General features: G+C 66.0%; 20 protein-coding genes. 12 read left to right on the top strand and 8 right to left on the bottom strand.

Annotated features, from left to right (window positions below):
- Positions 1 to 80: 80 nt before the first annotated feature.
- Together NMI01S_RS01015 and NMI01S_RS01010 are read left to right on the top strand one after the other, a co-directional pair.
- Positions 81 to 1,385, top strand: a complete 1,305-nt coding sequence (locus tag NMI01S_RS01015) for an MFS transporter (RefSeq protein WP_245716648.1) — start codon at positions 81 to 83, stop codon at positions 1,383 to 1,385.
- A 166-nt stretch (positions 1,386 to 1,551) separates the two neighbouring features.
- Positions 1,552 to 2,814, top strand: a complete 1,263-nt coding sequence (locus NMI01S_RS01010; RefSeq protein WP_062994163.1) for an FAD-binding protein — start codon at positions 1,552 to 1,554, stop codon at positions 2,812 to 2,814.
- Here the strand turns inward: NMI01S_RS01010 and NMI01S_RS01005 are convergent.
- The 4 genes from NMI01S_RS01005 to NMI01S_RS00985 form a co-directional block, all read right to left on the bottom strand.
- Positions 2,771 to 3,688, bottom strand: coding sequence for a hypothetical protein (locus tag NMI01S_RS01005; protein WP_157125993.1), 918 nt, complete (start codon positions 3,686 to 3,688; stop codon positions 2,771 to 2,773). The genes NMI01S_RS01010 and NMI01S_RS01005 overlap by 44 nt on opposite strands.
- Before the next feature lie 170 nt (positions 3,689 to 3,858).
- On the bottom strand, positions 3,859 to 5,991 hold the full coding sequence (locus NMI01S_RS35525) for a hypothetical protein (RefSeq protein ID WP_174554415.1): 2,133 nt from the start codon (positions 5,989 to 5,991) through the stop codon (positions 3,859 to 3,861).
- Positions 5,988 to 7,922, bottom strand: coding sequence for a type VII secretion target (locus tag NMI01S_RS00990; RefSeq protein WP_084512111.1), 1,935 nt, complete (start codon positions 7,920 to 7,922; stop codon positions 5,988 to 5,990). The genes NMI01S_RS35525 and NMI01S_RS00990 overlap by 4 nt, the downstream gene beginning before the upstream one ends.
- 34 nt (positions 7,923 to 7,956) lie before the next feature.
- Complete coding sequence (locus NMI01S_RS00985; RefSeq protein ID WP_063920622.1) at positions 7,957 to 8,307, bottom strand: hypothetical protein; 351 nt, start codon at positions 8,305 to 8,307, stop codon at positions 7,957 to 7,959.
- A gap of 283 nt (positions 8,308 to 8,590) precedes the next feature.
- On the opposite strand from NMI01S_RS00985, the gene NMI01S_RS00980 reads away from it, so the two are divergent.
- The 9 genes from NMI01S_RS00980 (at position 8,591) to NMI01S_RS00940 (ending at position 17,622) form a co-directional block, all read left to right on the top strand.
- Positions 8,591 to 9,130, top strand: coding sequence for a potassium channel family protein (locus tag NMI01S_RS00980; protein WP_062994158.1), 540 nt, complete (start codon positions 8,591 to 8,593; stop codon positions 9,128 to 9,130).
- Between the two features lie 38 nt (positions 9,131 to 9,168).
- Positions 9,169 to 9,813: a TetR/AcrR family transcriptional regulator gene (locus NMI01S_RS00975; RefSeq protein ID WP_062994157.1), complete on the top strand. Its 645-nt coding sequence runs from the start codon at positions 9,169 to 9,171 to the stop codon at positions 9,811 to 9,813.
- Positions 9,814 to 10,279: 466 nt separating this feature from the next.
- Positions 10,280 to 11,497: a lipid-transfer protein gene (locus NMI01S_RS00970; RefSeq protein WP_062994250.1), complete on the top strand. Its 1,218-nt coding sequence runs from the start codon at positions 10,280 to 10,282 to the stop codon at positions 11,495 to 11,497.
- 13 nt (positions 11,498 to 11,510) lie between these two features.
- Complete coding sequence (locus NMI01S_RS00965; protein WP_062994156.1) at positions 11,511 to 11,945, top strand: type II toxin-antitoxin system Rv0910 family toxin; 435 nt, start codon at positions 11,511 to 11,513, stop codon at positions 11,943 to 11,945.
- A 4-nt stretch (positions 11,946 to 11,949) separates the two neighbouring features.
- Positions 11,950 to 12,831 (top strand): MaoC/PaaZ C-terminal domain-containing protein, encoded by an 882-nt coding sequence (locus NMI01S_RS00960; protein ID WP_062994155.1) that lies wholly within the window; start codon positions 11,950 to 11,952, stop codon positions 12,829 to 12,831.
- A 14-nt stretch (positions 12,832 to 12,845) separates the two neighbouring features.
- Positions 12,846 to 13,715 carry an SDR family oxidoreductase gene (locus NMI01S_RS00955; protein ID WP_062994154.1) on the top strand — a complete coding sequence of 290 codons (870 nt, stop codon included), beginning with the start codon at positions 12,846 to 12,848 and terminating at the stop codon, positions 13,713 to 13,715.
- A gap of 18 nt (positions 13,716 to 13,733) precedes the next feature.
- Positions 13,734 to 14,990 (top strand): acyl-CoA dehydrogenase family protein, encoded by a 1,257-nt coding sequence (locus tag NMI01S_RS00950; RefSeq protein ID WP_062994153.1) that lies wholly within the window; start codon positions 13,734 to 13,736, stop codon positions 14,988 to 14,990.
- Entirely contained in the window at positions 14,987 to 15,862 is an 876-nt protein-coding gene (locus tag NMI01S_RS00945) for an alpha/beta fold hydrolase (RefSeq protein ID WP_063920621.1), read from the top strand. Before NMI01S_RS00950 ends, NMI01S_RS00945 begins: the two co-directional genes overlap by 4 nt.
- A complete protein-coding gene (locus NMI01S_RS00940; RefSeq protein ID WP_062994152.1) occupies positions 15,859 to 17,622 on the top strand; it encodes an AMP-dependent synthetase/ligase in 1,764 nt (587 codons plus the stop codon). Before NMI01S_RS00945 ends, NMI01S_RS00940 begins: the two co-directional genes overlap by 4 nt.
- A 52-nt stretch (positions 17,623 to 17,674) precedes the next feature.
- Here NMI01S_RS00940 and ephH read toward each other — a convergent pair whose 3' ends face one another.
- Positions 17,675 to 18,607: an epoxide hydrolase EphH gene (gene ephH / locus NMI01S_RS00935; RefSeq protein WP_245716647.1), complete on the bottom strand. Its 933-nt coding sequence runs from the start codon at positions 18,605 to 18,607 to the stop codon at positions 17,675 to 17,677.
- A 14-nt stretch (positions 18,608 to 18,621) separates the two neighbouring features.
- Between ephH and NMI01S_RS00930 the strand changes: the two genes are divergently transcribed.
- Positions 18,622 to 19,410: an exodeoxyribonuclease III gene (locus NMI01S_RS00930; RefSeq protein ID WP_084512108.1), complete on the top strand. Its 789-nt coding sequence runs from the start codon at positions 18,622 to 18,624 to the stop codon at positions 19,408 to 19,410.
- Positions 19,411 to 19,518: 108 nt separating this feature from the next.
- Here NMI01S_RS00930 and NMI01S_RS00925 read toward each other — a convergent pair whose 3' ends face one another.
- From NMI01S_RS00925 to NMI01S_RS00915, 3 genes are read right to left on the bottom strand one after another with little or no spacing between them, the layout of a single operon-like run.
- Positions 19,519 to 20,355, bottom strand: a complete 837-nt coding sequence (locus tag NMI01S_RS00925; RefSeq protein ID WP_062994150.1) for a helix-turn-helix domain-containing protein — start codon at positions 20,353 to 20,355, stop codon at positions 19,519 to 19,521.
- On the bottom strand, positions 20,352 to 20,876 hold the full coding sequence (locus NMI01S_RS00920) for a DUF6879 family protein (protein WP_062994149.1): 525 nt from the start codon (positions 20,874 to 20,876) through the stop codon (positions 20,352 to 20,354). Before NMI01S_RS00920 ends, NMI01S_RS00925 begins: the two co-directional genes overlap by 4 nt.
- A complete protein-coding gene (locus tag NMI01S_RS00915) occupies positions 20,845 to 21,186 on the bottom strand; it encodes a hypothetical protein (protein WP_062994148.1) in 342 nt (113 codons plus the stop codon). The genes NMI01S_RS00920 and NMI01S_RS00915 overlap by 32 nt, the downstream gene beginning before the upstream one ends.
- Between the last annotated feature and the right edge of the window lie 302 nt (positions 21,187 to 21,488).

The following is a 21,488-nucleotide window of genomic DNA, read 5'->3' as shown; positions in this document are numbered from 1 at the left end:
GCTTTCCGCGCCCGATCGCGTGAGTCGAATCACCCCGGCCGCTGGTATCGCCGCGGCGTCCGCGAGTGTTGGCCACACCCATGGCCGACTCAGCTCCCGTGCGCACCGCACCACCCGTCGACTTCCCACCGGAGTCGTCTGCGAGTGACGCGTCGTCCCGTGCGGCGCTCGGCTCCGGGGCGGCGACGGAGACTCGCACCGGATGGCATATTCCGGCGATGCTCGCGCTGGCGCTCGGCGGTTTCGGGATCGGCACCACCGAATTCGTCACCATGGGGCTGCTGCCCGATATCGCGGCGGACCTGCATGTTTCGGAGCCCACCGGCGGACATGCCGTCTCGGCGTACGCGCTGGGCGTGGTGGTCGGCGCGCCCGTGATCGCGGCCCTGTGCGCCCGGATGCCGCGCAAGCGCCTGCTGATCGCCCTGATGGTCGCGTTCACCGTCGGAAATATCGCCTCGGTGCTGGCCCCGGCCTTCCCGGCTCTGGTCGCGGCCCGGTTCGTCGCGGGCCTGCCGCACGGCGCCTATTTCGGCGTGGCCTCGCTCGCGGCCGCCTCGCTGGCTCCGGGAGGGCAGCGGGCCAAGGCCGTCGCCGCGGTGATGCTGGGCCTGAGCGCCGCCAATGTGGTGGGTGTTCCGGCCGCCACCTGGCTGGGGCAGGGCCTCGGCTGGCGCGACGCCTATGTGGTCGTGGCCGTCATCGGGCTTGCCACGGTGTTCGCGATCAGCCGCTTCGTGCCCGATCTGCACGGTGTGCGGGTGACCGATCCCCGCACCGAGCTCACCGCCCTGCGCCGTCCGCAGGTGCTGCTGACGCTGCTGGTCGGCGCGGTCGGCTTCGGCGGCATGTTCGCGGTGTACACCTACATCACCTCGACCCTGACCGACGTCGCCGGCATGGGACAGGGCCTGGTACCGATCGTGCTGGCACTGTTCGGCCTGGGCATGGTCGCGGGCAATATCGGCGGCGGCGTCCTCGCCGACCGCGGCGTGGACCGTTCGGTGTTCGTCGCGCTGATCGCGATGGTCGTCATCCTCGCGGGTTTCGTTGCGGCAGCGCACAACCCGTTCACCGCCGCGGCGGGCGCCTTCCTGGTCGGCGCCTCCGGAGCCGCGCTGGCCCCCGGCCTGCAGACCCGCCTGATGGACGTCGCCCACGACGCCCAAACCCTCGCCGCCGCCCTCAACCACGCGGCGTTGAACATCGCCAACGCGGCGGGCGCGTGGCTGGGCGGGCTGGTGATCGCGGCGGGCCTGGGATACACCGCACCCGCCGTCGTGGGTGCGGGCCTGGCCGTCGCCGGGGTGTTCCTGTTCACCGTCACTGTGTGGTCGGCTCGCCGGGTACCAGCGCACCGCGAGGTTGCTGTGGGGCGCGGCTGAACATCGGTGACCGGGCGGGACGTGCCATGTCGTCGGTGCGTCGCGCCGCGCGTGACGATCCGGCCGTGCCCTACTCCTGGCAGTGAGAAGCCGCCCCGGCAGCTCGCTACGATGACGGCGTGCCGCATACCGCTGACCGGACGGTGACACGATCGGTATCGAAATCATGAGTGCCACTGAGGTTTCCGCCGCCGAATTCGATACCGACTTCGGTGGCTTGCATCGGGCCACACCTCGGGCCGTCCATCGGCTGCCATCCGCCTTTCCCTCCGCCCTGCTCGGTTCCGGCCGTCCGTTGACGTTGCGGGGCTCCGGGCATTCCTGCGCGGGGCAGACGGTCACCAGCGACGAGCTGCTGGTGACGTACGCGCCCGAGAGCGCGACCCGGGAGATCCGGGACCTCGGTGACGGGCTGTTCGAAGTCCCCGCCGGTGCGAGCTGGCACGGGCTGGAGCGATATCTGAACCGGCGTGGCAGGGCGTTTCCGGTCCTGCCGAACTATCTGCACATGTCGGTGGGTGGCACCTTGTCGGTGGGCGGTGCCGGATCCGAGTCGATCCGATCCGGCTGGCAGGTCGACCAGGTGGAACGCATCCAGCTGATCGACGGAACCGGAAGCAGCCGTTGGTGTTCCCGAACCGAACACGCCGAGTTGTTCCGGTTCGCGCTCGGCGGACTGGGCGCCGTGGGCCTGATCGAGCGAGCGGTACTCCGGACGGTCGAATATGAGCCGCGGATACACGAACATCGGGACGATCACGCGACGCTCGGCGCACTCGCCGAACATACCGCCCGAGTCGCGCGGGCCGGCGACGTCGACTCCTACTGGGGAATGTCCCGGCACGGCCGAATCCGGTCGGTCACGGGTTGGCGCGGCGACGGCCCGGCCCGCCCGTGTGGCGGCGAGAACTGCGCCGTCCTCACCGAGTCACCGATGTGGGAAACCGACCCACATGCCGCACCGCCGCCTCCCGCCGATCGAGGACGGATGTGGGCCGACTACGTGGTACCGGCCGAACACTGTGTCGCGATGTTCGAAGCCGTTGCGGCGCAGCTGGATCGGGCTCCCTTCGACGACCCTTCGACCATGGTCTACGCGCTGGTCGTGCGTCGTCCGCGCGACGCGGTCCCCTTCGCCTTCGCACCGGCCCTCACCGCACCCGTCTCGGTCGGTGTGGGCCTCTACGCCACCGTCGGCCGCGATCCCGAAGTGACAGCCGCTGCGCGAGAGGCGTTTCACGACCTCCAACGACGCTGTTGCGCATGGGGCGGACGTCCGTATCTGTACGGCATCAGCGACATCGACCACGCGAAGGCGGCCGGTCTCTTCCGGGACGATCTGGAGCGGCTGGCCGAACTTCGAGCGTCGTTGCGGCTCGAACACGTCAACGCGCATCTTCCGATCGTGCGAGCTGCCGCGCGGGCCTGAGCACGGCCGACTCCGAGGTGTTCGCCCACGTCGGTGTGCCGTAGACGTTCAATTTGTCGATGCCGTACTCGGGTGAGAAGCCGAGGCCGAGAGCCGAATAGCGCCAGTCCGCTCCACAGGACCGTGCGGCGTGCGCCAGAGCGTCGACCGTCAGGGTGGTGCCGTGGTGCCGCGCGGCCAGTTCGCGCACCAACTCGGTGAGATCGTCGGATCGTCGTGTGGCCAACGAGATCGTGTAGGTGGGATCTTCGTGGTCTCGGCGACTACAGCAGACGAAGTAGTCGAAATTGTGCAGACTGGCGGCATCCACACCGCATCGCGTGAATTCGGACAGTACTTCCCATGCCGGATCACCGAAGTAGCGGATCAATTTCATCGGCACCGCGACATCTCTGGAATCTGCTCTGAGATAGACCTTGTACCTGACGTCCCCGCGCGCGTCGACCTCCAGAGCGAGCCCGGCCCTGCGAAAGAGCGTGTCGCTCCGGGGCGTCGGGTGCAGTCCCGCGAATCCCGGCCATCGGCGGGCTACCAGGTCGACGGTATCCGCCGCCGCGGTCGGGCTGCAGTACACCTTGAGGCCCGCGATGTGCTCCGGCTCCGCGGGGTGATGCACGATTCCCAGCCACATGGCCAGGCGTCGCCCCGGTTCGATGGCGGCCGGATCGGGGTAGACGGTGGTGACGAACGAATGAAGAAGGTCGATCACCGCGTCGTTTCCGCCGGGTAGCCATGTGAAGACTTCCGCGATCGCGGCCGAATAGGCCTGCAGGCGAACGGCGAATTCCGGTTCCCACGTGGTGGTTTCGGTGATGTAGCGCAGCAGCCGGGCGGAGTGACCCCGCCCGCCGGTCACGCTGGCTTCGAACGGCATACCGGACAGTGTGATCCCGCTGGAGCGACTCCCGTCCGGTGTGCGTGTGTCCAATCGGCCACCACAGGCCCGAAGCAGCACCGAGCGAAGGGATTCCGGCGTGCAACCTGTCCCGATCCGCTCGGCGACATCGACCAGGAAGTCCCCGGCCGACCGGGCTGTCGCGGCTGTCACGTCTCTTGCGTGTCGGTGCTCGGCGGACGTGCGGAGGTTGTCGACGACGCGGAGACCACCGTGGTCGGTTGGACGACGGCGTTCGCCTGGAGGTGTCCCTCCTGGCTCGGATCGCCTGCCCCGGCCGGTCGGAAGAATCCTCCGAACTTGCCGAATGCCCCGTTGTCGTAGTTCGGAAGGTCTTTCAGTTCGACGTGCCGCATCTGGCCGTCGGTGATGATGTAGTAGTTATCGGTGCCCTCGCGAACGATCACCGCGCTGCGATCGGCCCATTGCACGACATCGCCGGTGTGCAGATTCGACGGGTCCACCGGGGTCGCCTGCGCGTAGGCGCTGCCATACGCGGCGGCCGCGTCGCTGCCGTTCGGATTGTTGAACGCCCTGTTCACGGCGTCGGCCACGACTGCCGGAACCTTCTGCGGCGTACTGCCGTCCGGCAGTTTCATGTCGACCATGGAATTGCCGATACGCGGGGGCGTGCCGGAAGCCGGCGTGGCCGAGACGGCCGAGGCCGGATTGGTGTAGGCGGCCTGCTGCGCGGTGGCGCCTGTCGCCGTCTGCGCCGGATTTGCCTCGGGCAGAAGCGAATTCGCCTGCCTTCCGAAAGCGGAGGACAGGGGGTTCTGGCCGTACTGCGATGCGGGGTTGTTCTGATTACCCCCCTGGTTCATGAATCCGCCCGACCCGAAGTTCCCCATCGGATTCATGTACCCAGCCATAGGATTCATGGCTCCCATGAATGGGTTCGTGGCCGCGGCGGTCGTGCCGGCCGTACTCTGACCGGTGGTCCCGCTACCGCTGTTGTCACCGGTGAGGGCGTTCTCTATCTGGTCCCATGCCGTGGAATCGCCCGAGCCCGTGCCGCTGGTCGAATCGGTGTCGGTACCTGTGCTGCTCGTCCCGTCGAGGCTCGACAGGTCCGAGGACTCCGAGATGTCGGTCGCATCGGCCGGGAATTGGCCGTCGGTGAGACCGCCGAAAATGCTGTCGCTGTAGTCCGTCTGGTCGGCCAGATCGGTGGTGCCGGAGGTGTCGGTGAGGGGTGTGTAGGGCGTCGCCGGCGCTGCGGGGGCCGCAGGGGCCGCCGGTGCTGCGGGCGCCGCCGGTTTCTCCGGTTCCTTCGGGCCCGGATCGTCGACATGGTCGGCTTGCTTCTGGAACTTCATCGCCGTGTCGTCATAGATCTTGTTCCATTTGTCGACGGCGGTTTGGATGTGGCTGACGTAGTACTTCTGCTCCGCTTCCGGAGTGAGTACGAAATTGTCGTTCTCCGTCTTACGGGTGTAGACAGTTTCGTCGGGGCCGGTGGTGTTGGCGCTCAGATGCGGTCCGGGCAGGACTATCGTGTTCCCTTTCTGGGTGTACGTGCTGTAGTCCTGCTGGAGAAATCCGTTGAGTTCATCCTTTACGCCCCGGAGCTTGGAGGCACAGTCGAGGAGGTCCTTCTGGGTGGTCTTGGTCGTGAAATTCACGTCCTTGCTTTTATCTTTATATGTTTCTTCTCGCGAGTCGAAGGTCTTTTTGAAGGTGTCGTACCTGTCTACGACATTGGACCATCCCTCGGGCTTGTCGAGCTGGTGTTGCTCCAGTAGCGAGTTGAAGTCCGGTGCGTCCTTCGGGTTGCGCGAGCCGAGTGAATCGAAACCGGCCTGCATGGTGTCCTGGGTGTCCTGGATCAGTTCGAGGAGTGATTGGCTCCGTCCTTTGGGAACATACAGGAGTACCTCCTCGAAATGCTTCTTGCCATCGCTGGGGAGAAAGCCGAAATCTTTGTCGAATTTAGCGGGAGCGTCCGCCTTCTCATTGTCTTGCTTGGTTTTCTGGGCATTCTTGTATGCCATTGCTTCGTCGAGATTATCGTCGCCCAGCGCCTTGGCGAGCTCTTTGTAGTCGCTGTCTTTTCGCGGATCCCAGCCGTTGGCATCACTCAGCCCGATAGAGGTTACGAGATCTTGCCTATCGTCTTTGTCCAAACCGTTCCATACTGTCTTGAAGTCTTCCGGAGACAGTTGGTCGAGTTCTTTCAGGATGGTAAGTGATTGATCTTTGGTATAAGTGTCGTCAGCCCAAGTTTTGTCGTGGGTTGATTGGATCTCTTTGATCAGAGTACCGGGATCCTTGCCGGTCATCGGATGCTCCTTTCTTCACCGTAGCGTCCCGGGCTCACAGGGAAACTCTGATATTCGGCGGCAGGTGAGAGGTTGGGCCCGGCTGAACCCGTATCGACTGAAGTAGTGTTCGCGGTCGGTGCCGGCACCTTTCCTAGGATGCTCTGGAGCTGCGGATGCTCGGCAATCTGATCGTGGACGTACAACACATCGCGCAGCATTCGATGGTCATCTTTTTCTGTGAGCAGTAGCGAAATCAATTCATCGGCCCGTCGCTCGAACATTCGGCTGCGCTCGGTATCCACATCCGGTGGCGGTGAGAAATTGCTGGAAATGATCGCAGACGTGGCCGCGGCACGCGATGATCCGGACGGCGCGAATACGGCCGAGGCGGGCGCGACAAGGTCTTGGCCGGCTGGAGGAAGGTGTGGCCGACTGCTCGCGGACACCCGGTCTCGGGCGCCGAGGGAGTGCAGGACCTCCTGTCGCCGGGCTCGCTGCGCCCGAACCTCCGGGGTGGCGTCGGGCATAGCCTGCCGGGCCAGAGCATCGGCGTCGCGGGCCAGTTGCACGCAGACCGCTCGGATGTCGGAGTCCGCTACCTCGGCTGCACGCTGTCGCGATGTTGCGGAGCCACCGGCGTCGAGCCGATCGAAAAGACCCGCGCCGGGACTGGATAGATCGACAGAGGTCTCTGTTGCGACTACCAGGTCCGCAATGGCGACCTCGCTGCCCAGCGTGGCACGCACATAATCGCCCACCCCCGACGTCGATGCGAGAGCGCGCAAATGTCCGCGTTTCGCCCGCGCGGCATGACGGGCGAATTCGGTGAGGATCCGCGCGGGATCGGCGTTGTTCTCGAACGCTGTGATGGCGCCGCGGCCCTCGGCGTCCAGGATCGAATCCCATCGCCATGGAATCAAAACCTCCGACGGGACGAACAAGCCGGCGGGCAGCCATCCGCGGCCCTCGGTCGACGTCAGCAGGACGACGGCACCTTTTCTGTTCCGCACTACGCCCGTCGCCCACTCGACGCCCGGCGCGGAATCGCCGACGGCGAAAAGGACGGCGCTCAATAATGTCCGGGCCAACGTCAGATCGTCCTCCCCGCCGTCACCGACTACCAGCTGCGGTAGACCCTGGCGGTGGCCGCGGACGGGCTGGAACGAGACCGCGAGCGGTCCTGGCCGCAGCGGTCTCGGTGGTTGGGGGGCTGGAACGGCGGACAGCGGGCCCGTCGGCCCCATCAGCGGCACGGCAGCGGCGATCGGTGCGCCGGACTGCGTACCGGTCCCGTATCCGACAGTGAAGACCCCGGCACCTTCTGGCGTGCTGTGCCGTACGGGCACTACCTGTGTGGGAGGTGGCGCCGACCCGTCGACCCGATGTTCGGGGCTCGGCATTGAATGCGAAACATCAATGGGTGCGACTGGATTCGCTCCGGCAAACGCCGGGATGGTGCCGTGACCCGGCTGCCCGGGGGTGGCCGCCGCTGGGCCGGTCACTCCGTCGGTATGGCTGACGACGGGCCGCGCGGGAATGTCTGGCGCGCGCTGCGGCGAATCATTCGATATGGCCGGAGTTTTCGGAGTGTGACCGTCCAGTGCGCTGGGCCCATGAGTTACCGGACTCGGCCCGCCATGCGGACCGGCGTTGGAAATCTGCTGTCCCCCGGAGAGTTCGGTGTTTTCCATTCGTCCGGCCGCGGTTCGCAGATCGTGTGCGGTCCGTTCGGCCGACGCCGCCTGGGCTTCGGCTTTCTCATGACGTTTCCGGTAGTACTCCTCCAGCGCGCCGTGCATCGGATCTGCGATGGTGCCGTAGCCGTCCGGAAACTCCTTCAGCCAATCCTCCGGAATCTCGCCCCATTTCCGCATGGCAGCTGCGTATCTCTCGAGTTGCTCGGCGTATACGCGCAGCTGATCAGGATCAAGATCCAGATAATTTGCCATAACTGGCCAATCCTCCCGCCCAGCCGTCCGAACCTTATTCTTCTGGGTTCCCACTGGTGGAGGGCTTCGGAGCGTCCATCTCCGCCCGCCACTGGCGTGCCTTCTCGGCCAGCGGCACGTGGTGATGGTCCTCGTTCATCGCGATGCCGTACTGCCGGCGCGCGTTGACGGTGCTTTCCCGGATGGCGGCCACGATCTCGGCGACCAGCTCATCGTTGCCGAAACGGTCGCAGGTGCCGGGTGCGAGATACAGGTCCGTCAGCTGGCCATAGACGTTGACCTCGGGAATCACCATCCCGCTCGGCGAGGGGCGGCGTGCGACTATGCCGTCGGCACGCTCGCGCATTTCGGCGATGCGGTGCTTCAGTTCTCGTCCCATCGCCATGGCCACGCGGACATCGGGGTGAAGTTCTCTCATCAATCCTCACGCTGCTTCCGCGGGAACCCGGCGTGCCGGTCCGGCGCACCCTCCCGGTCCGCCCAACCGGCTGCGGCTCCTCACCGACTGGTCGATAGTCAGTTTCTCAACTCGAGCCGCCGCGATGCGGTCTCATATTTCCCACTGTGGGGAAGTGCCTGCTTGCCGCAGCCCCAACCTCCGCTCGTTCCCCTCTCCGGCGTGGTTGAGTGATCCGGAGCAGGCGGCAGAACTCGACCGGGAGGTCAGGATGGATCCGCAGGTACGAGGGAGTGGCGGTGGCGACGCGCGGCGGCGGGCGGTGCTGTTTGCCGTCGCGCGGACCGCGCTGACGACGATGGTGCTGGTGGCGCTGTATTTCGTCCTGCCCTTTCATCATTTGAACGAGCTCGGTCCGATTCTGGGTCTGTGCGGTGGTCTGGTGGTGGTCGTCGTGCTCATCGTGCGGCAGGCCACGCGCATCGTGGCCGCGCCCTATCCCGGGCTGCGCGGGGCCGAGGCGCTGACCATGATCGCGGTGGCCTTCATTCTCATGTTCGCCACCACGTACGTCCTGATGTCGGCGGCCGAGCCGGGCAGTTTCTCGGCCTTGCTGACCCGGATCGACGCGCTCTATTTCACGGTGACCGTGCTGGGGACGGTCGGTTTCGGCGATATCGCGGCGACCTCGCAGGCGGCGCGCGTCGTCGTGACCGTGCAGATTCTGGCCGATCTGGCGCTCATCGGCGCGGGGGTGCGGGTGCTGCTGGCCGCGATACAACGCGGACGGGCGGCGCGCGAGCCCGAGTGAGTTTCATGCACGTGTGTATGTAAGTGTAGGATTTCCGGATGGCCAGATCTGTCGTCGGTAAGCCGCCGCGTCGTACCCAGGAGCAGCGCAGCAGCGAGATGCGGGTGCGGCTGCTCGACGCGACCATCGATTGCCTGGTCGAATACGGCTATGCGGGCACCACGACGCCGCGCGTCGCGGAGCGGGCCGGGGTCACCCGCGGCGCTCAGGTGCACCACTTCGGTTCCAAAACCGATCTGGTCGTGGCCGCCATTTCCCACCTGGCGCAGCGGCGCACCGAAGCCGCGATGAAGGAGCTCGGCCGGTTGCGCGCCGGCGACGATCCGATCGGCGCCACCCTGGACGCGATGTGGGAGCTGCATCAGGGACCGCTGTTCATCGCGGCCATGGAGCTCTGGGTGGCCGGGCGCACCGATCCGGTGCTGGCCGCCGAGGCCGAGAAGGTCGAGCCGTTCGTCAACAACGCCGTCCTGATGGCGGTGTCGCAGCTGGTCCCGGATGAGCTGCGGCGTAAGGAAGTTCGAGATTTCGCCTATACCGCCATGGACACCTTGCGCGGAATCCTGGTCTCCAACTTCGTATCTCCGGATCCGGAACGCGCCCGCCGCCGCTGGCAGCGCGCCTCGGCGCATCTGCGCCGGGCCGCCGAAACCGCACTGCCGGGCCTCGGAATCGGCGGCTGAAAGCTCTGGACGGCTCCGCGCCGCCGCCGACGTGCGGCTGCTGCGCCTACGCTGTCCGCATTGCGCGTGTCGACACGTTTCGCCTGGTTACGGCGCTGCGCGGTGATCGATACAGGTGAGCGAGGCCAGGCTTCCGGATAGCCGTCTCGGCGAATGATTCTGCGGCGCAGTCCGTTTCGCCGAATCTCGCGCGCATGAGCGCAGGCTGTTGTTGCGTGTGCCGCCGTTGACGCTCGTACCGCCACGCCGGTGCGACGGTGCCCAAAGCGCAGGCTGTGGCGAGCAACAGATGCGCCTGTACGTATCAATACAAACGCCCTAGCTGGGCATACCTCCCAAACTTGGGGCGAACGTGCGCACCCTATTGCGCATTTACATACAGCTCCGTATGTTTGTTTCCAGTTCGATCGGAACGGATCGACCACTGCCGCTCGCCGGGGCGGCCGACTGGGAGAAGGGTGGTTCGATGACGAACAAGGTCTACGTCGTCGGCGTCGGAATGACGAAGTTCGAGAAACCGGGTCGGCGGCAGGTCGAGGAGGCCGACGGTGCGACCCGCGCGTGGGACTACCCGGATATGGCCCGCGAATCCGGCACCGAGGCGCTGGCCGATGCCGGGATCGACTACCGCGAGGTGCAGCAGGCCTACGTCGGCTACGTCTACGGCGAGTCCACCTCCGGCCAGCGCGCGGTCTACGAACTGGGGATGACCGGTATCCCGGTGATCAACGTGAACAACAACTGCTCCACCGGTTCCACCGCGCTCTACCTTGCGGCGCAGGCGATTCGAGGCGGGCTGGCGGACTGCACGCTGGCGCTGGGCTTCGAGAAGATGCAACCCGGTTCGCTCGGTTCCACCTGGGACGACCGCGAGCAGCCGATGGCCAAGCACATGATGGCGCTGGCCGAGATCTCCGAGGTGCTGTTCCCGCCTGCGCCGTGGATGTTCGGCGCCGCGGGCCGCGAACATATGAAGCAGTACGGCACCACCGCGGAGCATTTCGCGAAGATCGGGTACAAGAACCACAAGCATTCGGTGAACAACCCGTATTCGCAGTTCCAGGACGAGTATTCGCTCGACGACATCCTGGGCGCGCGAATGATCTACGACCCGCTCACCAAGCTCCAGTGCTCGCCGACCTCGGACGGTTCGGGCGCGGTGGTCCTCGCCTCCGAGGACTTCGTCGACCGGCACGGTCTGGCCGCGCGGGCGGTGGAGATCGTGGGCCAGGCGATGACCACCGATTTCGCCTCCACCTTCGACGGCACCGCGAAGAACCTCATCGGCTACGACATGAATGTGCAAGCCGCGCAGCAGGTTTACCGGCAATCGGGCTTGGGGCCGCAAGACTTCCAGGTGATCGAGCTGCACGACTGCTTCTCCGCCAACGAACTGCTGCTCTACGAGGCGCTGGGCCTGTGCGGTGAGGGCGAGGCCGGCAGCCTCATCGACGGCGATCAGACGACCTACGGCGGCAAGTGGGTGGTCAACCCGTCGGGCGGCCTCATCTCCAAGGGGCATCCCCTGGGGGCGACGGGTCTGGCTCAGTGCAGCGAGCTCACCTGGCAGCTGCGCGGCGACGCCGGCAAACGTCAGGTCGAGGGCGTCACCGCCGCACTGCAGCACAACATCGGCCTCGGCGGAGCCGCGGTCGTCACCGCCTACCAGCGCGCCGAGCGCTGAAAGGAGTACGAGCATGGGTCACATCGAAGCCACCAAGAACCTCAACGCCACCCCGGACGCGCTGTGGGCGGTCGTCTCGGATCCGCAGACCTGGGACAAATGGTTCACCATTCACGAGCGCTGGATGGAGGAGCCGCCGGCCACACTGACCACGGGCTCGAAGCTGGTCGCCAAGATCATGATGCTCGGCATGGCGAACAAGATGGAATGGGTTGTCGAAGAGGTGAATTCGCCGAACCGCCTGGTCCTCAGCGGTGCCGGGATGGCCGGTGTGAAGGTGAAGTTCTCCTTCGACATCGCACCCGAGGGGGCAGGCAGCACATTCTCGGTTTCCGGTGATTTCGAGGGTGCGCTCATCAAGGGCGCGCTGGGCAAGGCGGTCGAGAAGGACGGCGCCAAGCAGCTGGACACCACCCTCGAACAGCTCGACGCCCTGGCGAGGGCGTAGCGATATGGCCACCGAAACAGGGCCCCGGCCCGTGGAATTCGACGATGCGGGTCTGAACGTCTGGTCCGACGAGGAGCGGTTCGAGGTCACTCGGGAGCGGATCGCCGAATACGCCGCCGCCACCAACGACCCGATTCCGGCTCACCTGTCCGGCGATATCGCCTCACCCGTCTTCGCCATCGTCCCCGTCTTCGAGGCGATGATGATGCCGGTGATCGACGTCGTCCCGATGGACATCTTCGGCCGAGTCGTGCACGGTGAGCAGGACTTTCACTTCCACCGTCCGATCCGGCCCGGTGATCGGCTGGTCTCGCGGGCCAAGGCGGTCGGCTACGAGGGCCGCGAGAACGGCACCACCATCACCATTCTCATCGAATGCCGGGACTCCGACGGTGAGCTGGTCAACGAGCAGTATCTGACCGCTTTCTTCCGCAACGTCGATGTCGGCAAGCAGGTCGGAGAGAACGCGCCGCCGCACAAGTTCGATCCCGGCCTGGAGGCGCAGCCGCCGCTGGCCCGGGTCGCCGCGCACGTGGACGACGATCAGACCTACCGTTATGCCCCCGCCTCCGGCGATCCGGTGCCCCTGCACCTGGACGAGCAGGTGGCCAAGGATGCCGGACTCCCCGGCATCATCGCGCACGGTCTGTGCACGATGGCGATGTCGTCGTGGGCGGTCCTCACCGAGGTCGCCGGTTCCGATGTGCAGCGGTTGAAGCGGTTCGCGGTGCGCTTCTCGAAGATGGTGTTCCCCGGCGACGATCTGGAGACGCAGATCTGGCAGGTCGGCTCGACCGGCTCCGACACCACCTACGCGTTCCGCACCGCACGCGGAACCGATCTCGTTCTGACCGACGGCCTGGCGGTCGTCGCCGACAACTCGTAGTCGAGGAGACTGTCATGGGTGTTCTGGATGGGCGGGTCGCCGTCATCACCGGCGCGGGCCGCGGCATCGGACGCGAACACGCGCTGTTGTTCGCGCGGGAGGGCGCCTCGGTCGTGGTGAACGACCTGGGCGGCAGCAACGCCGGCGAGGGCGCCGACGCCGGACCGGCGCAGGAGGTGGTGGACGAGATCCGCGCCGCGGGCGGGAAGGCGGTGGCCAACACCGACAACGTGGCGCAGTGGGACGGTGCGAAAAACCTGGTGGACCAGGCGATCTCGGAATTCGGCACGCTGGACGCGGTGATCAACAACGCCGGCATCCTGCGCGACGGGTTCATCGCCGGGCTGGAGGAATCGCAGTGGGACGCGGTCATCGCCGTGCATCTGAAGGGCCACTTCAACGTGCTGCGCCACGCCGCGGCGTATTGGAAGGACCAGTCGAAGGCCGGTAAGCAGCCCAATGCCGCCGTCGTCAACACCGCCTCGGCCTCCGGCGTCACCCTGCCCAACGCCGGCCAGGCCAACTACGGTGCGGCCAAGGCCGGTATCGCCGCGTTGACGCTGGTCGCCGCCGAGGAATTGGAGCGTTACGGCGTGCGGGTCAACGCCATCGCCCCGATGGCGCGCACGCGCCTGACCCTGGCCACACCCGGTATGGGGGCGATCTTCGCCGCCGAGGTGGGCGAGGGCGAATTCGATGCCTTCAGCCCGGCCAACATCTCACCGCTGGTCGCCTACCTGGCCACCGACAAATGCCCGGTCACCGGCAAGGTCTTCGCCGTGCAGGGCGGCGCCATCTCCGAGCTCGGCGGCTGGCACGACGTGAAGACCATCGAAACCGACGGCCCCTGGCTGATCGACGACATCGCAGCCCGGCTGCCCTGACGCTGGAGGACAACGACGATGTTCGAATGGTCCGAGACCGACGAGATGATCCGCGCGGCCGTGCGCGCCTTCATCGACAAGGAGATCCGGCCGCATCTGGACGCCCTCGACAGCGGTGAGATGCCGCCGTATCCGATTCTGCGAAAACTGTTCGGCGAGTTCGGCATCGATGTCATGGGCGCCGAGGCGATCGAGAAGATGCTCGCCAAGCAGCGTGCCGCCGAGGCCGCACCGGACCAGGCCGGACAGCGCGACAAGAAACCCCGGTCCGGCGGCGACCCGTTCGGCGAGCAGCAGTCGTTGATGGCGGTGCTGATCAGCGAATTGTCCGGCGTCAGTATGGGTTTGGTCGCGGCGATGGGCGTCTCGATCGGCCTCGGCGCGTCCACCATCATGTCGCGCGGCACGCTCGCGCAGAAGGAGCGCTGGCTCGCCGATATCGTCACCTTGAAGAAGGTGGCGGCCTGGGCCATCACGGAACCGGATTCGGGCTCGGATGCCTTCGGTGGCATGAAGACCTCGGTCAAACGCGACGGCGAGGACTACATCCTCAACGGCCAGAAGACCTTCATCACCAACGGGCCCTACGCCGATGTGGTGGTCGTCTACGCCAAACTCGACGAGGGCGACGGCACCGACAGGCGCGATCGCAAGGTGCTCACCTTCGTCCTCGACAAGGGTATGGAGGGTTTCACCCAGGGCAAACCGTTCAGGAAGATGGGTTTGCACTCCTCGCCCACCGGCGAATTGTTCTTCGACAACGTGCGATTGGGCCGGGACCGGTTGCTCGGCGAGACCGAGGAACACCGGGGTGGCGACGGACGGGAAAGCGCGCGAACGAGTTTCGTCGCCGAACGGGTGGGCGTGGGCTTCATGGCGCTGGGCATCATCAACGAATGTCACCGGCTCTGTGTGGAATACGCCAAGACCCGCACGCTGTGGGGGCAGGAGATCGGCCGCTTCCAGCTCGTGCAGCTCAAGCTCGCGAAGATGGAGATCGCTCGCATCAACGTGCAGAACATGGTCTTCAACACCCTCGAACGCGGCCGCGCGGGGAAGCCGCCCACGCTGGCCGAGGCCTCGGCGATCAAACTGTACTGCTCGGAGACGGCCACCGAGGTCGCGATGGAGGCCGTGCAACTGTTCGGCGGCAACGGATACATGCAGGAATACCGTGTCGAACAACTCGCCCGCGATGCCAAGTCGCTGATGATCTACGCCGGCAGCAACGAGATCCAGGTGACCCACATCGCGAAGGGGCTCCTGGGCCGGTGATCACGCCATCCCGGGTGTGCTACAACGGCGTGCACACCCGGGCGTTGACCGTCGCCGGTGCCGGGACGCCGATCCTGTTCCTACACGGTTTCGCCGACTGCGCCGACACCTGGCGCGGTGTGCTGGCGGAACTGGATCGGCGGGGCCGCGCCGCCCTGGCCGTCGACGTGACCGGTCACGGCGAGGGTGATCCGTTCCAGCCAGGCGACCTGCTGCCACAACTGGATCGCTTCGTCGACGGCGCGCTCGAGGCCACCGGACCCGTTGTGCTCGTGGGCAATTCGCTCGGCGCAATGATGGCGGTACGGGCCGCGCAACGTCGTCCGGAGCTGGTGGCGGGCATCGCCACCCTGGACGAGCCCATCCTCTCCGCCGATCGGTTGGCCCGCTTCGCCCGCGGTGCCCGGGCCGCGTGGATGCTCGGCGGGCTGCGGCGGGTGCCGGTCCCGGCGGTGGCCGCGCGGGGCATGGTCGGCTGGGCGACGCGCGAGGTGCTCTACGGCAGCCGCGCCGACGTCGATCCGGTGGTCATTCGCCGTTGGTCGGACCGCTACGGGCAGCGGGAGCGGATGTTCTGGCTCCTGGAGCACGCCCTGCGATTCGCCCGCGAGACCGGCGGGGGCTACCCGCGCGATCCGGTCGGCTGTCCTGTGCTCATCGTGCACGGCCGCCGCGACCGCATCATCCCGCCCCAGGCCAGCCGGGATCTGCATCGCCTGCTACCGGGCAGCGAGCTGATCATTCTGCCGACCGCCGGTCACTGTCCACAACTCGACGATCCGGTCGCCGTCGCCGCGCTCGTCGCGGAATTCGCCGCTGCGCTGCCGCGAGCCGAGGGCGAGGCCGGCTTCCGAGACAGGGAATCCATATGAGCGAGCACCTTGCGCCGACCATGTGCGCGGCATTCCAGCGAACGGCCGCCCGCCACCCGGAACGTGTCGCGCTGCGCGGGCCGACCGGCACACCGAGCTTCACCTGGCTCGAGTACGCGGCACGGGTCCGTGCGATCGCGACCGGACTGTCGGGCATCGGTGTCGGCCCCGGCGACACGGTCGCCCTGATGCTGACCAACATCCCGGAATTCCACCTCGCCGACACCGCGGTCCTGCACGTCGGAGCCATTCCGTTCTCGATCTACAACACATTTGCGCCGGAACAGATTTCGCATCTGTTCCGGAACGCGGGCAATCGGGTGGTGATCACCGAATCCCGCTTCCTGGACGTCATCCGGGCCGCGGACCCGCAGGGACGGCTCGAACACATCGTCTGTGTAGACGGTCCGGTCGCGGGCTGTCTGTCGCTCGAGGAACTGGCCGCCATCCCGGCCCCCGACTTCGATTTCGAGGCGGCGTGGCGGGCGGTCGGGCCGGGGGACCTCGTGACCATCGTCTACACCTCGGGCACCACCGGCCCGCCCAAAGGGGTCGAGCTGACCCATGCGAATCTGCTGGCCGAATTCGCGGCGGTGGAATCCATGCTGCGGGTGGGGCCCGACGATCGGGTGGTGTCGTATCTGCCCGACGCTCATCTGGCCAATCGGGCGTTCTGCCACTACAACAGCATCGTCGAGGGCGTGCAGATCACCACCGTGGCGGATCCGAAACAGTTGATCGACGTCCTGCCGCAGGTCCGGCCGACGTTGTTCCTCGCGGTTCCGGCCATCTGGTACAAGATCAAGGCAGGACTCGAATCCGTGGTGGCACAACGTGATCCGATCACCCGCCGAATCCTCGCGCATGCCATCGGCGTCGGCACGGAGGTGGCCCGGCGGCGCAGCGACCGGCGGCCGATCCCGATATCGCTGCGGGTGCGTGACGAGCTCCTGCAACGGACCGTCCTGCGGGCGCTGCGGGCACGGATGGGCTTGGACGAGGTGCGGGCCGCATTGAGCGGCGCCGCGCCCATCGCACCGGATGCGATGACGTTCATCCTCGGGCTGGGCCTGACGGTCTGCGAAGCATGGGGGATGACGGAGACCTCGGCCGCCGCCACGGCCAATCCACCCGAGGCCATCCGCATCGGCACCGTCGGCAAGGCACTACCGGGCGTCGAGGTCACCGTGGCCGACGACGGTGAGCTGCTGGTGCGCGGCCCCTTGGTGATGCGCGGGTATCGCGACGATCCCGAACAGAACGCGGCCGCGATCGATACCGACGGCTGGCTGCACACCGGTGACGTCGGCACTGTCGACGCCGACGGTTACGTGCGCATCCTCGACCGGAAGAAGGAGCTGATCATCAACGCGGGTGGCAAGAACATGTCGCCATCGAATATCGAGGGCGCCGTGCGAGTCGCGTGCCCACTGGTCGGTTCGGTCGTCGCGATCGGCGACCACCGCAAGTATGTGACCGCATTGCTCACCCTCGATCCGGATGTCTGTGCCGCACGTGTTCCCGGCGGTGAGACCGATCCGGCGCGACTCGCGGCCGATCCGAACCTGCGCGCCGCGGTAGCGGCCGCGATCGCGGCCGCCAACGAGCGACTGTCGCGGGTCGAGCAGATCAAGCGCTTCACGGTCCTGCCCACGGTGTGGGAACCCGGCGGTGACGAACTCACCCCGAAGATGTCGTTGAAGCGAAAGATGATCAGCGAGAAGTACGCCGCCGAAATCGAGGCCATGTACGCGAGCTGATGGCGGCCGGCGGATCGGCGCCGAGGGGTTCGAACCGATCCGCCGGCCTTTCTCACACCGCCCGCAGACGCGTGCGGCTGGCATAGACGTGCTCGGCGATGAGGGTCGCGATGCGGTCGGGAGCCTCCAGCATCGGGACGTGCCCCACCCCGTGCACCAGGATGCGGTCCGCCGTCTCGGGCAGTTCCCGCAAAAAACGCTTGGCGTACATGCGATTCGGGATGATTCGGTCGTATTCGCACATCAGCAGCCGCACCGGCGTCCGCACTGTGGACAGATCGTCGAGGACGGCCATCCGCAAACCACTGGCGATCAATGGCAGCATGGCCGCGCAGTGGGTTGCCGACATGATCGCCGCCTCCACCCCGCGCCGGGGCGCCGCGGCGACGTTCTTGCTCAGCAGCATGGCGGTGGCACGCCGGACCAGCCCGCTGAACCGGATCGAGGCGGGCAGGCGCTTACCGATTTCGACGATCGGCACCAGCGCCAGGAACTCGAGCCCCACGCGCAACTGGGCCAGTGACGGATTGTGCCATCCACCTGCGGGGGCGATGGCGGTGAGGGTGCGTGCGCGGCCGCGGCGGGCCAATTCGAAGCCGACCCAGCCGCCGAGCGAGTTGCCCGCGATATGGCAGGTGCGCCAGCCCAATTCGTCGAGCTGTTCCTCGACCTGGTCGGCGAGCAGATTCACGTCGATGTACCAGCCGCTGAGGTCGGGGCCGCCCCAATGCCCGGCGAAGGCCGGAGCGAACACCTCGCAAGTAGCGGACAATCGGGACGCGACGTCCTCCCAGCAGTGCGGCGACATCAGAAAACCGTGCAACAGCAGCAGGGGATCACCCGATCCGGTGTGCAGGGCTGTCATCGGCGCGAGGGAGGTGGCGGGTTGGGTGGTGCCGGACGTCATCGTCGTCACCCCTTCCGGATCGGCGGCGGCCTGTTCGGCGTGGCCGCGATGTCCGCGAGGACGGGTTGATTCCCGCATTGTACGGTCGATACGTGGCCAGCATCATCAGTTCCGTCAACGTCAATGGCATACGCGCAGCTACCGGCAAGACCGGGAAGGGGATGCTCGAATGGCTCGCAGTGACCGAGGCCGACATCATTTGCCTGCAGGAGACCCGGGCAACCGATGAGCAGACCCGCAGGGCGCTGGCCTCGGTCCTCGACGCCGGGTGGTTCCTCGCCCACGCCGAGCCGGGCGCCAAGGGCCGCGCCGGGGTGGGGATTCTGTCGCGCCGCGAGCCCACACGCGTGCGAATCGGCTTCGGCAGCACCGAATTCGACGGCGTCGGCCGCTACGTGGAAGCCGATTTCGACGACGTCACCGTCGCGAGCGTGTATGTGCACACCGGCGAGGCCGACACTCCCATGCAGGACGAGAAATATCGTTTCCTCGGCGAACTGGGCGCGCATATGAAGGCGCAGACCCGCGACTTCGTGATCTGCGGCGACTGGAACGTCGCGCACACCGAACTCGACATCAAGAACTGGAAGGGCAACGTCAAGAACTCCGGCTTCCTGCCCGGCGAGCGGGCCTGGATCGACGAGATGCTGGCCGCCGGCTATGTCGACGTGGTCCGCCAACTCCACCCGGGCGTGCCCGGCCCCTACAGCTGGTGGTCCTATCGCGGGCGCGCCTACGACAATGATGCCGGGTGGAGGATCGACTACCACCTCGCGCGCGGTGCGATCGCCGGCCGCGCGAAGCAGGCCGTGGTGGAACGCGCCCCGGAATACGCGCTGCGCTGGTCTGACCACGCTCCGGTCACCGTGCAGTATCGCTGAACCTGATCAACTGCGGTGCTGATGTCGTGTCCGCATCGGAGGGAGTTCGTCCCGATTCGGCCTGGGGGATCGTCTGTACAGCGAACGACTCCGCGGCTCAGGGCACGATTAAGGCGTACGGGCGTCGAGCGCCTTGCGGATTAAATCTCGTGCGGCTTCACCGGTTGCGGACTGAGCGGCCAGCACATCGAACGCGCGGGCGTAGATCGCGATTTCTCGCGGTTGCGTAATCGTCAGCTCCGCCGTGATGCCTTCTACCGTGACCATATGTGAGTCGAACATGACGAAGTTCGTTGTCTGCATCGGCGGGCCTGCTTGCGCCGGAACGATTCCGAGCCGAACCCGGGAGAGGCCGATCACCGCCATCAGCCTGTCCAGCTGCCCAACCATTACGGCGTCGGTGCCAACCGAGGTATATAAAGTTTGCTCAGCGATGAGGATGTGAAAGCGCCGTTCACCTCTGTACAGGTACTGCTGACGTTCCAGCCGCGTGGAGACCGCCTCGTCCACGTCGTCAGGAAGGCGATAGAAAGCGACTGAATGCCTCAGGATGGCTTCGGCGTACTCGGCAGTCTGAAGAATGCCGGGAACAACGACCGGCTGATAGATCCTCATCAGCTTCGAGCGCTCAGCGAGCCTGGCCGACTTCTGCTGTCCCCGCTTTAGCCCCGCCGCGTGCTGACGCCGGTACTCCATATACGCGGCATCTAGGTTGTGGACCGTCGCCAGCAGGTCTTCGAGTTGATCACCTGCGCCCGTGTGAGCGCAGTAGGCGCGAATGTCGGCGTCGGACGGCGTGACTCTGCCGTACTCGAGCTTGGAGACCTTCGTTTCGTGCCAGCCGGACAGGCGCGCAAGCTCACGGCCCGAGATTCCCGATCTGCGCCGAATCTCACGAAGCCGCTGCCCGAGCGCCTGCCGGGCCTCATGCACGCCGTTGCTCACCTTCGAAGGTCTACCGCATACTCGGTGTACGGCGTAGCGAGCTGCCACAGGCGCGTTTTCACCTGTCGGCATCGGTCGACAATCCACGGGTCGGTGGTTAGAGCCGAAGCCCCGGCCGCACGGCCGTTCTCGTCGACGAGGTTGAACACCACCCGTTCGTCATCCAGCAGCCAGAAGTCATCTGCGGGCACCGCTCCTGCGAGATGCCGGGGCAAGTACCGAATATCTTCACCCGCTTCGGTATTCAGCGCAGCAAACGTGAGCGACCACCGTTGGTAATCTACGTGCGGAACGGTGACGACGCGGACGCGGGTCACGCGCACACCCCTGCCGGTCGTCTCACGGACGAGCTGCCCCCACGATTCGAACCAGGCGTTGTCGTCCGGCTCACCGTTCAGGAACCGCCGCAGCGGTTCCGATTCGTTGGGTACCGCATAGGTGTCCCTGACCTCGAGGTGAAACGCTTCTCGCTGGCACTGCCCGAACAGATCAGGCCACGGATCGCCGTGAAGCAGTTGCACCGTAGAACGTCCTTTCTGCCTTCGGGACTTCGATAGCCGTCTCGTCGGTCTCGATCATCATCTGGTCCAGCGTCTCACGGTCGGTGATCGGGTGACCCGACACGAGGAACGTGCCTCGGCCGGTGTCGGTCAAGGAAGTACCGACGAAGGTGTCGGGTTCCAGAAAGCCGAGCAGCAGGTGAGGAATCTCCACCGTCTCCGGCCGGTCGGTAACCCAACCGACAATCGCGTAACTGGCCTGGTCAGTGGCATAGAGGGTCGGGCAATCGTTGGTTCCCGAACCACCCTTACCAAGGAAACGCAAGAGCATAGTCCAGCTCCGTATCTGCTCGTATGCACGGACTTTCCGTACCAATTTCCATGATCCCTCAAGTCGTCTCGGCTAGATAGCTGGTCGCTAAATATGAGCAAGTTTTATCAAACTCATGGACCCGCCTGACAGTGCGTTCGTACCGTTCCGACCGAGCCCCGGCACCGGATCGAAACCGACTTCTCCGGTGCTGGGTGCTTGACCAAGCGGACGAACGGTCCGCCCTGGAGACACCACCGCATATAGGGGCCGAGATGAGTGGACACGGAGACCGACCAGCCCGGCGCACAAGGCTTTACACC

The organism is Nocardia mikamii NBRC 108933 (genome assembly GCF_001613505.1).
GTDB lineage: Bacteria > Actinomycetota > Actinomycetes > Mycobacteriales > Mycobacteriaceae > Nocardia > Nocardia mikamii.
The sequence above is the reverse complement of the archived record's forward strand: the minus strand, read 5'-3'. Positions and strand labels throughout refer to the sequence as shown.

Bases quoted from the DNA above. Each gene is read 5' to 3' on its own strand.
- NMI01S_RS01015 (WP_245716648.1), top strand. From the start codon at position 81: ATGGCCGACTCAGCTCCCGTGCGCACCGCACCACCCGTCGACTTCCCA.
- NMI01S_RS01010 (WP_062994163.1), top strand. From the start codon at position 1,552: ATGAGTGCCACTGAGGTTTCCGCCGCCGAATTCGATACCGACTTCGGT.
- NMI01S_RS01005 (WP_157125993.1), bottom strand. From the start codon at position 3,688: ATGCCGTTCGAAGCCAGCGTGACCGGCGGGCGGGGTCACTCCGCCCGG.
- NMI01S_RS35525 (WP_174554415.1), bottom strand. From the start codon at position 5,991: ATGACCGGCAAGGATCCCGGTACTCTGATCAAAGAGATCCAATCAACC.
- NMI01S_RS00990 (WP_084512111.1), bottom strand. From the start codon at position 7,922: ATGGCAAATTATCTGGATCTTGATCCTGATCAGCTGCGCGTATACGCC.
- NMI01S_RS00985 (WP_063920622.1), bottom strand. From the start codon at position 8,307: ATGGCGATGGGACGAGAACTGAAGCACCGCATCGCCGAAATGCGCGAG.
- NMI01S_RS00980 (WP_062994158.1), top strand. From the start codon at position 8,591: ATGGATCCGCAGGTACGAGGGAGTGGCGGTGGCGACGCGCGGCGGCGG.
- NMI01S_RS00975 (WP_062994157.1), top strand. From the start codon at position 9,169: ATGGCCAGATCTGTCGTCGGTAAGCCGCCGCGTCGTACCCAGGAGCAG.
- NMI01S_RS00970 (WP_062994250.1), top strand. From the start codon at position 10,280: ATGACGAACAAGGTCTACGTCGTCGGCGTCGGAATGACGAAGTTCGAG.
- NMI01S_RS00965 (WP_062994156.1), top strand. From the start codon at position 11,511: ATGGGTCACATCGAAGCCACCAAGAACCTCAACGCCACCCCGGACGCG.
- NMI01S_RS00960 (WP_062994155.1), top strand. From the start codon at position 11,950: ATGGCCACCGAAACAGGGCCCCGGCCCGTGGAATTCGACGATGCGGGT.
- NMI01S_RS00955 (WP_062994154.1), top strand. From the start codon at position 12,846: ATGGGTGTTCTGGATGGGCGGGTCGCCGTCATCACCGGCGCGGGCCGC.
- NMI01S_RS00950 (WP_062994153.1), top strand. From the start codon at position 13,734: ATGTTCGAATGGTCCGAGACCGACGAGATGATCCGCGCGGCCGTGCGC.
- NMI01S_RS00940 (WP_062994152.1), top strand. From the start codon at position 15,859: ATGAGCGAGCACCTTGCGCCGACCATGTGCGCGGCATTCCAGCGAACG.
- ephH (WP_245716647.1), bottom strand. From the start codon at position 18,607: ATGCGGGAATCAACCCGTCCTCGCGGACATCGCGGCCACGCCGAACAG.
- NMI01S_RS00915 (WP_062994148.1), bottom strand. From the start codon at position 21,186: ATGCTCTTGCGTTTCCTTGGTAAGGGTGGTTCGGGAACCAACGATTGC.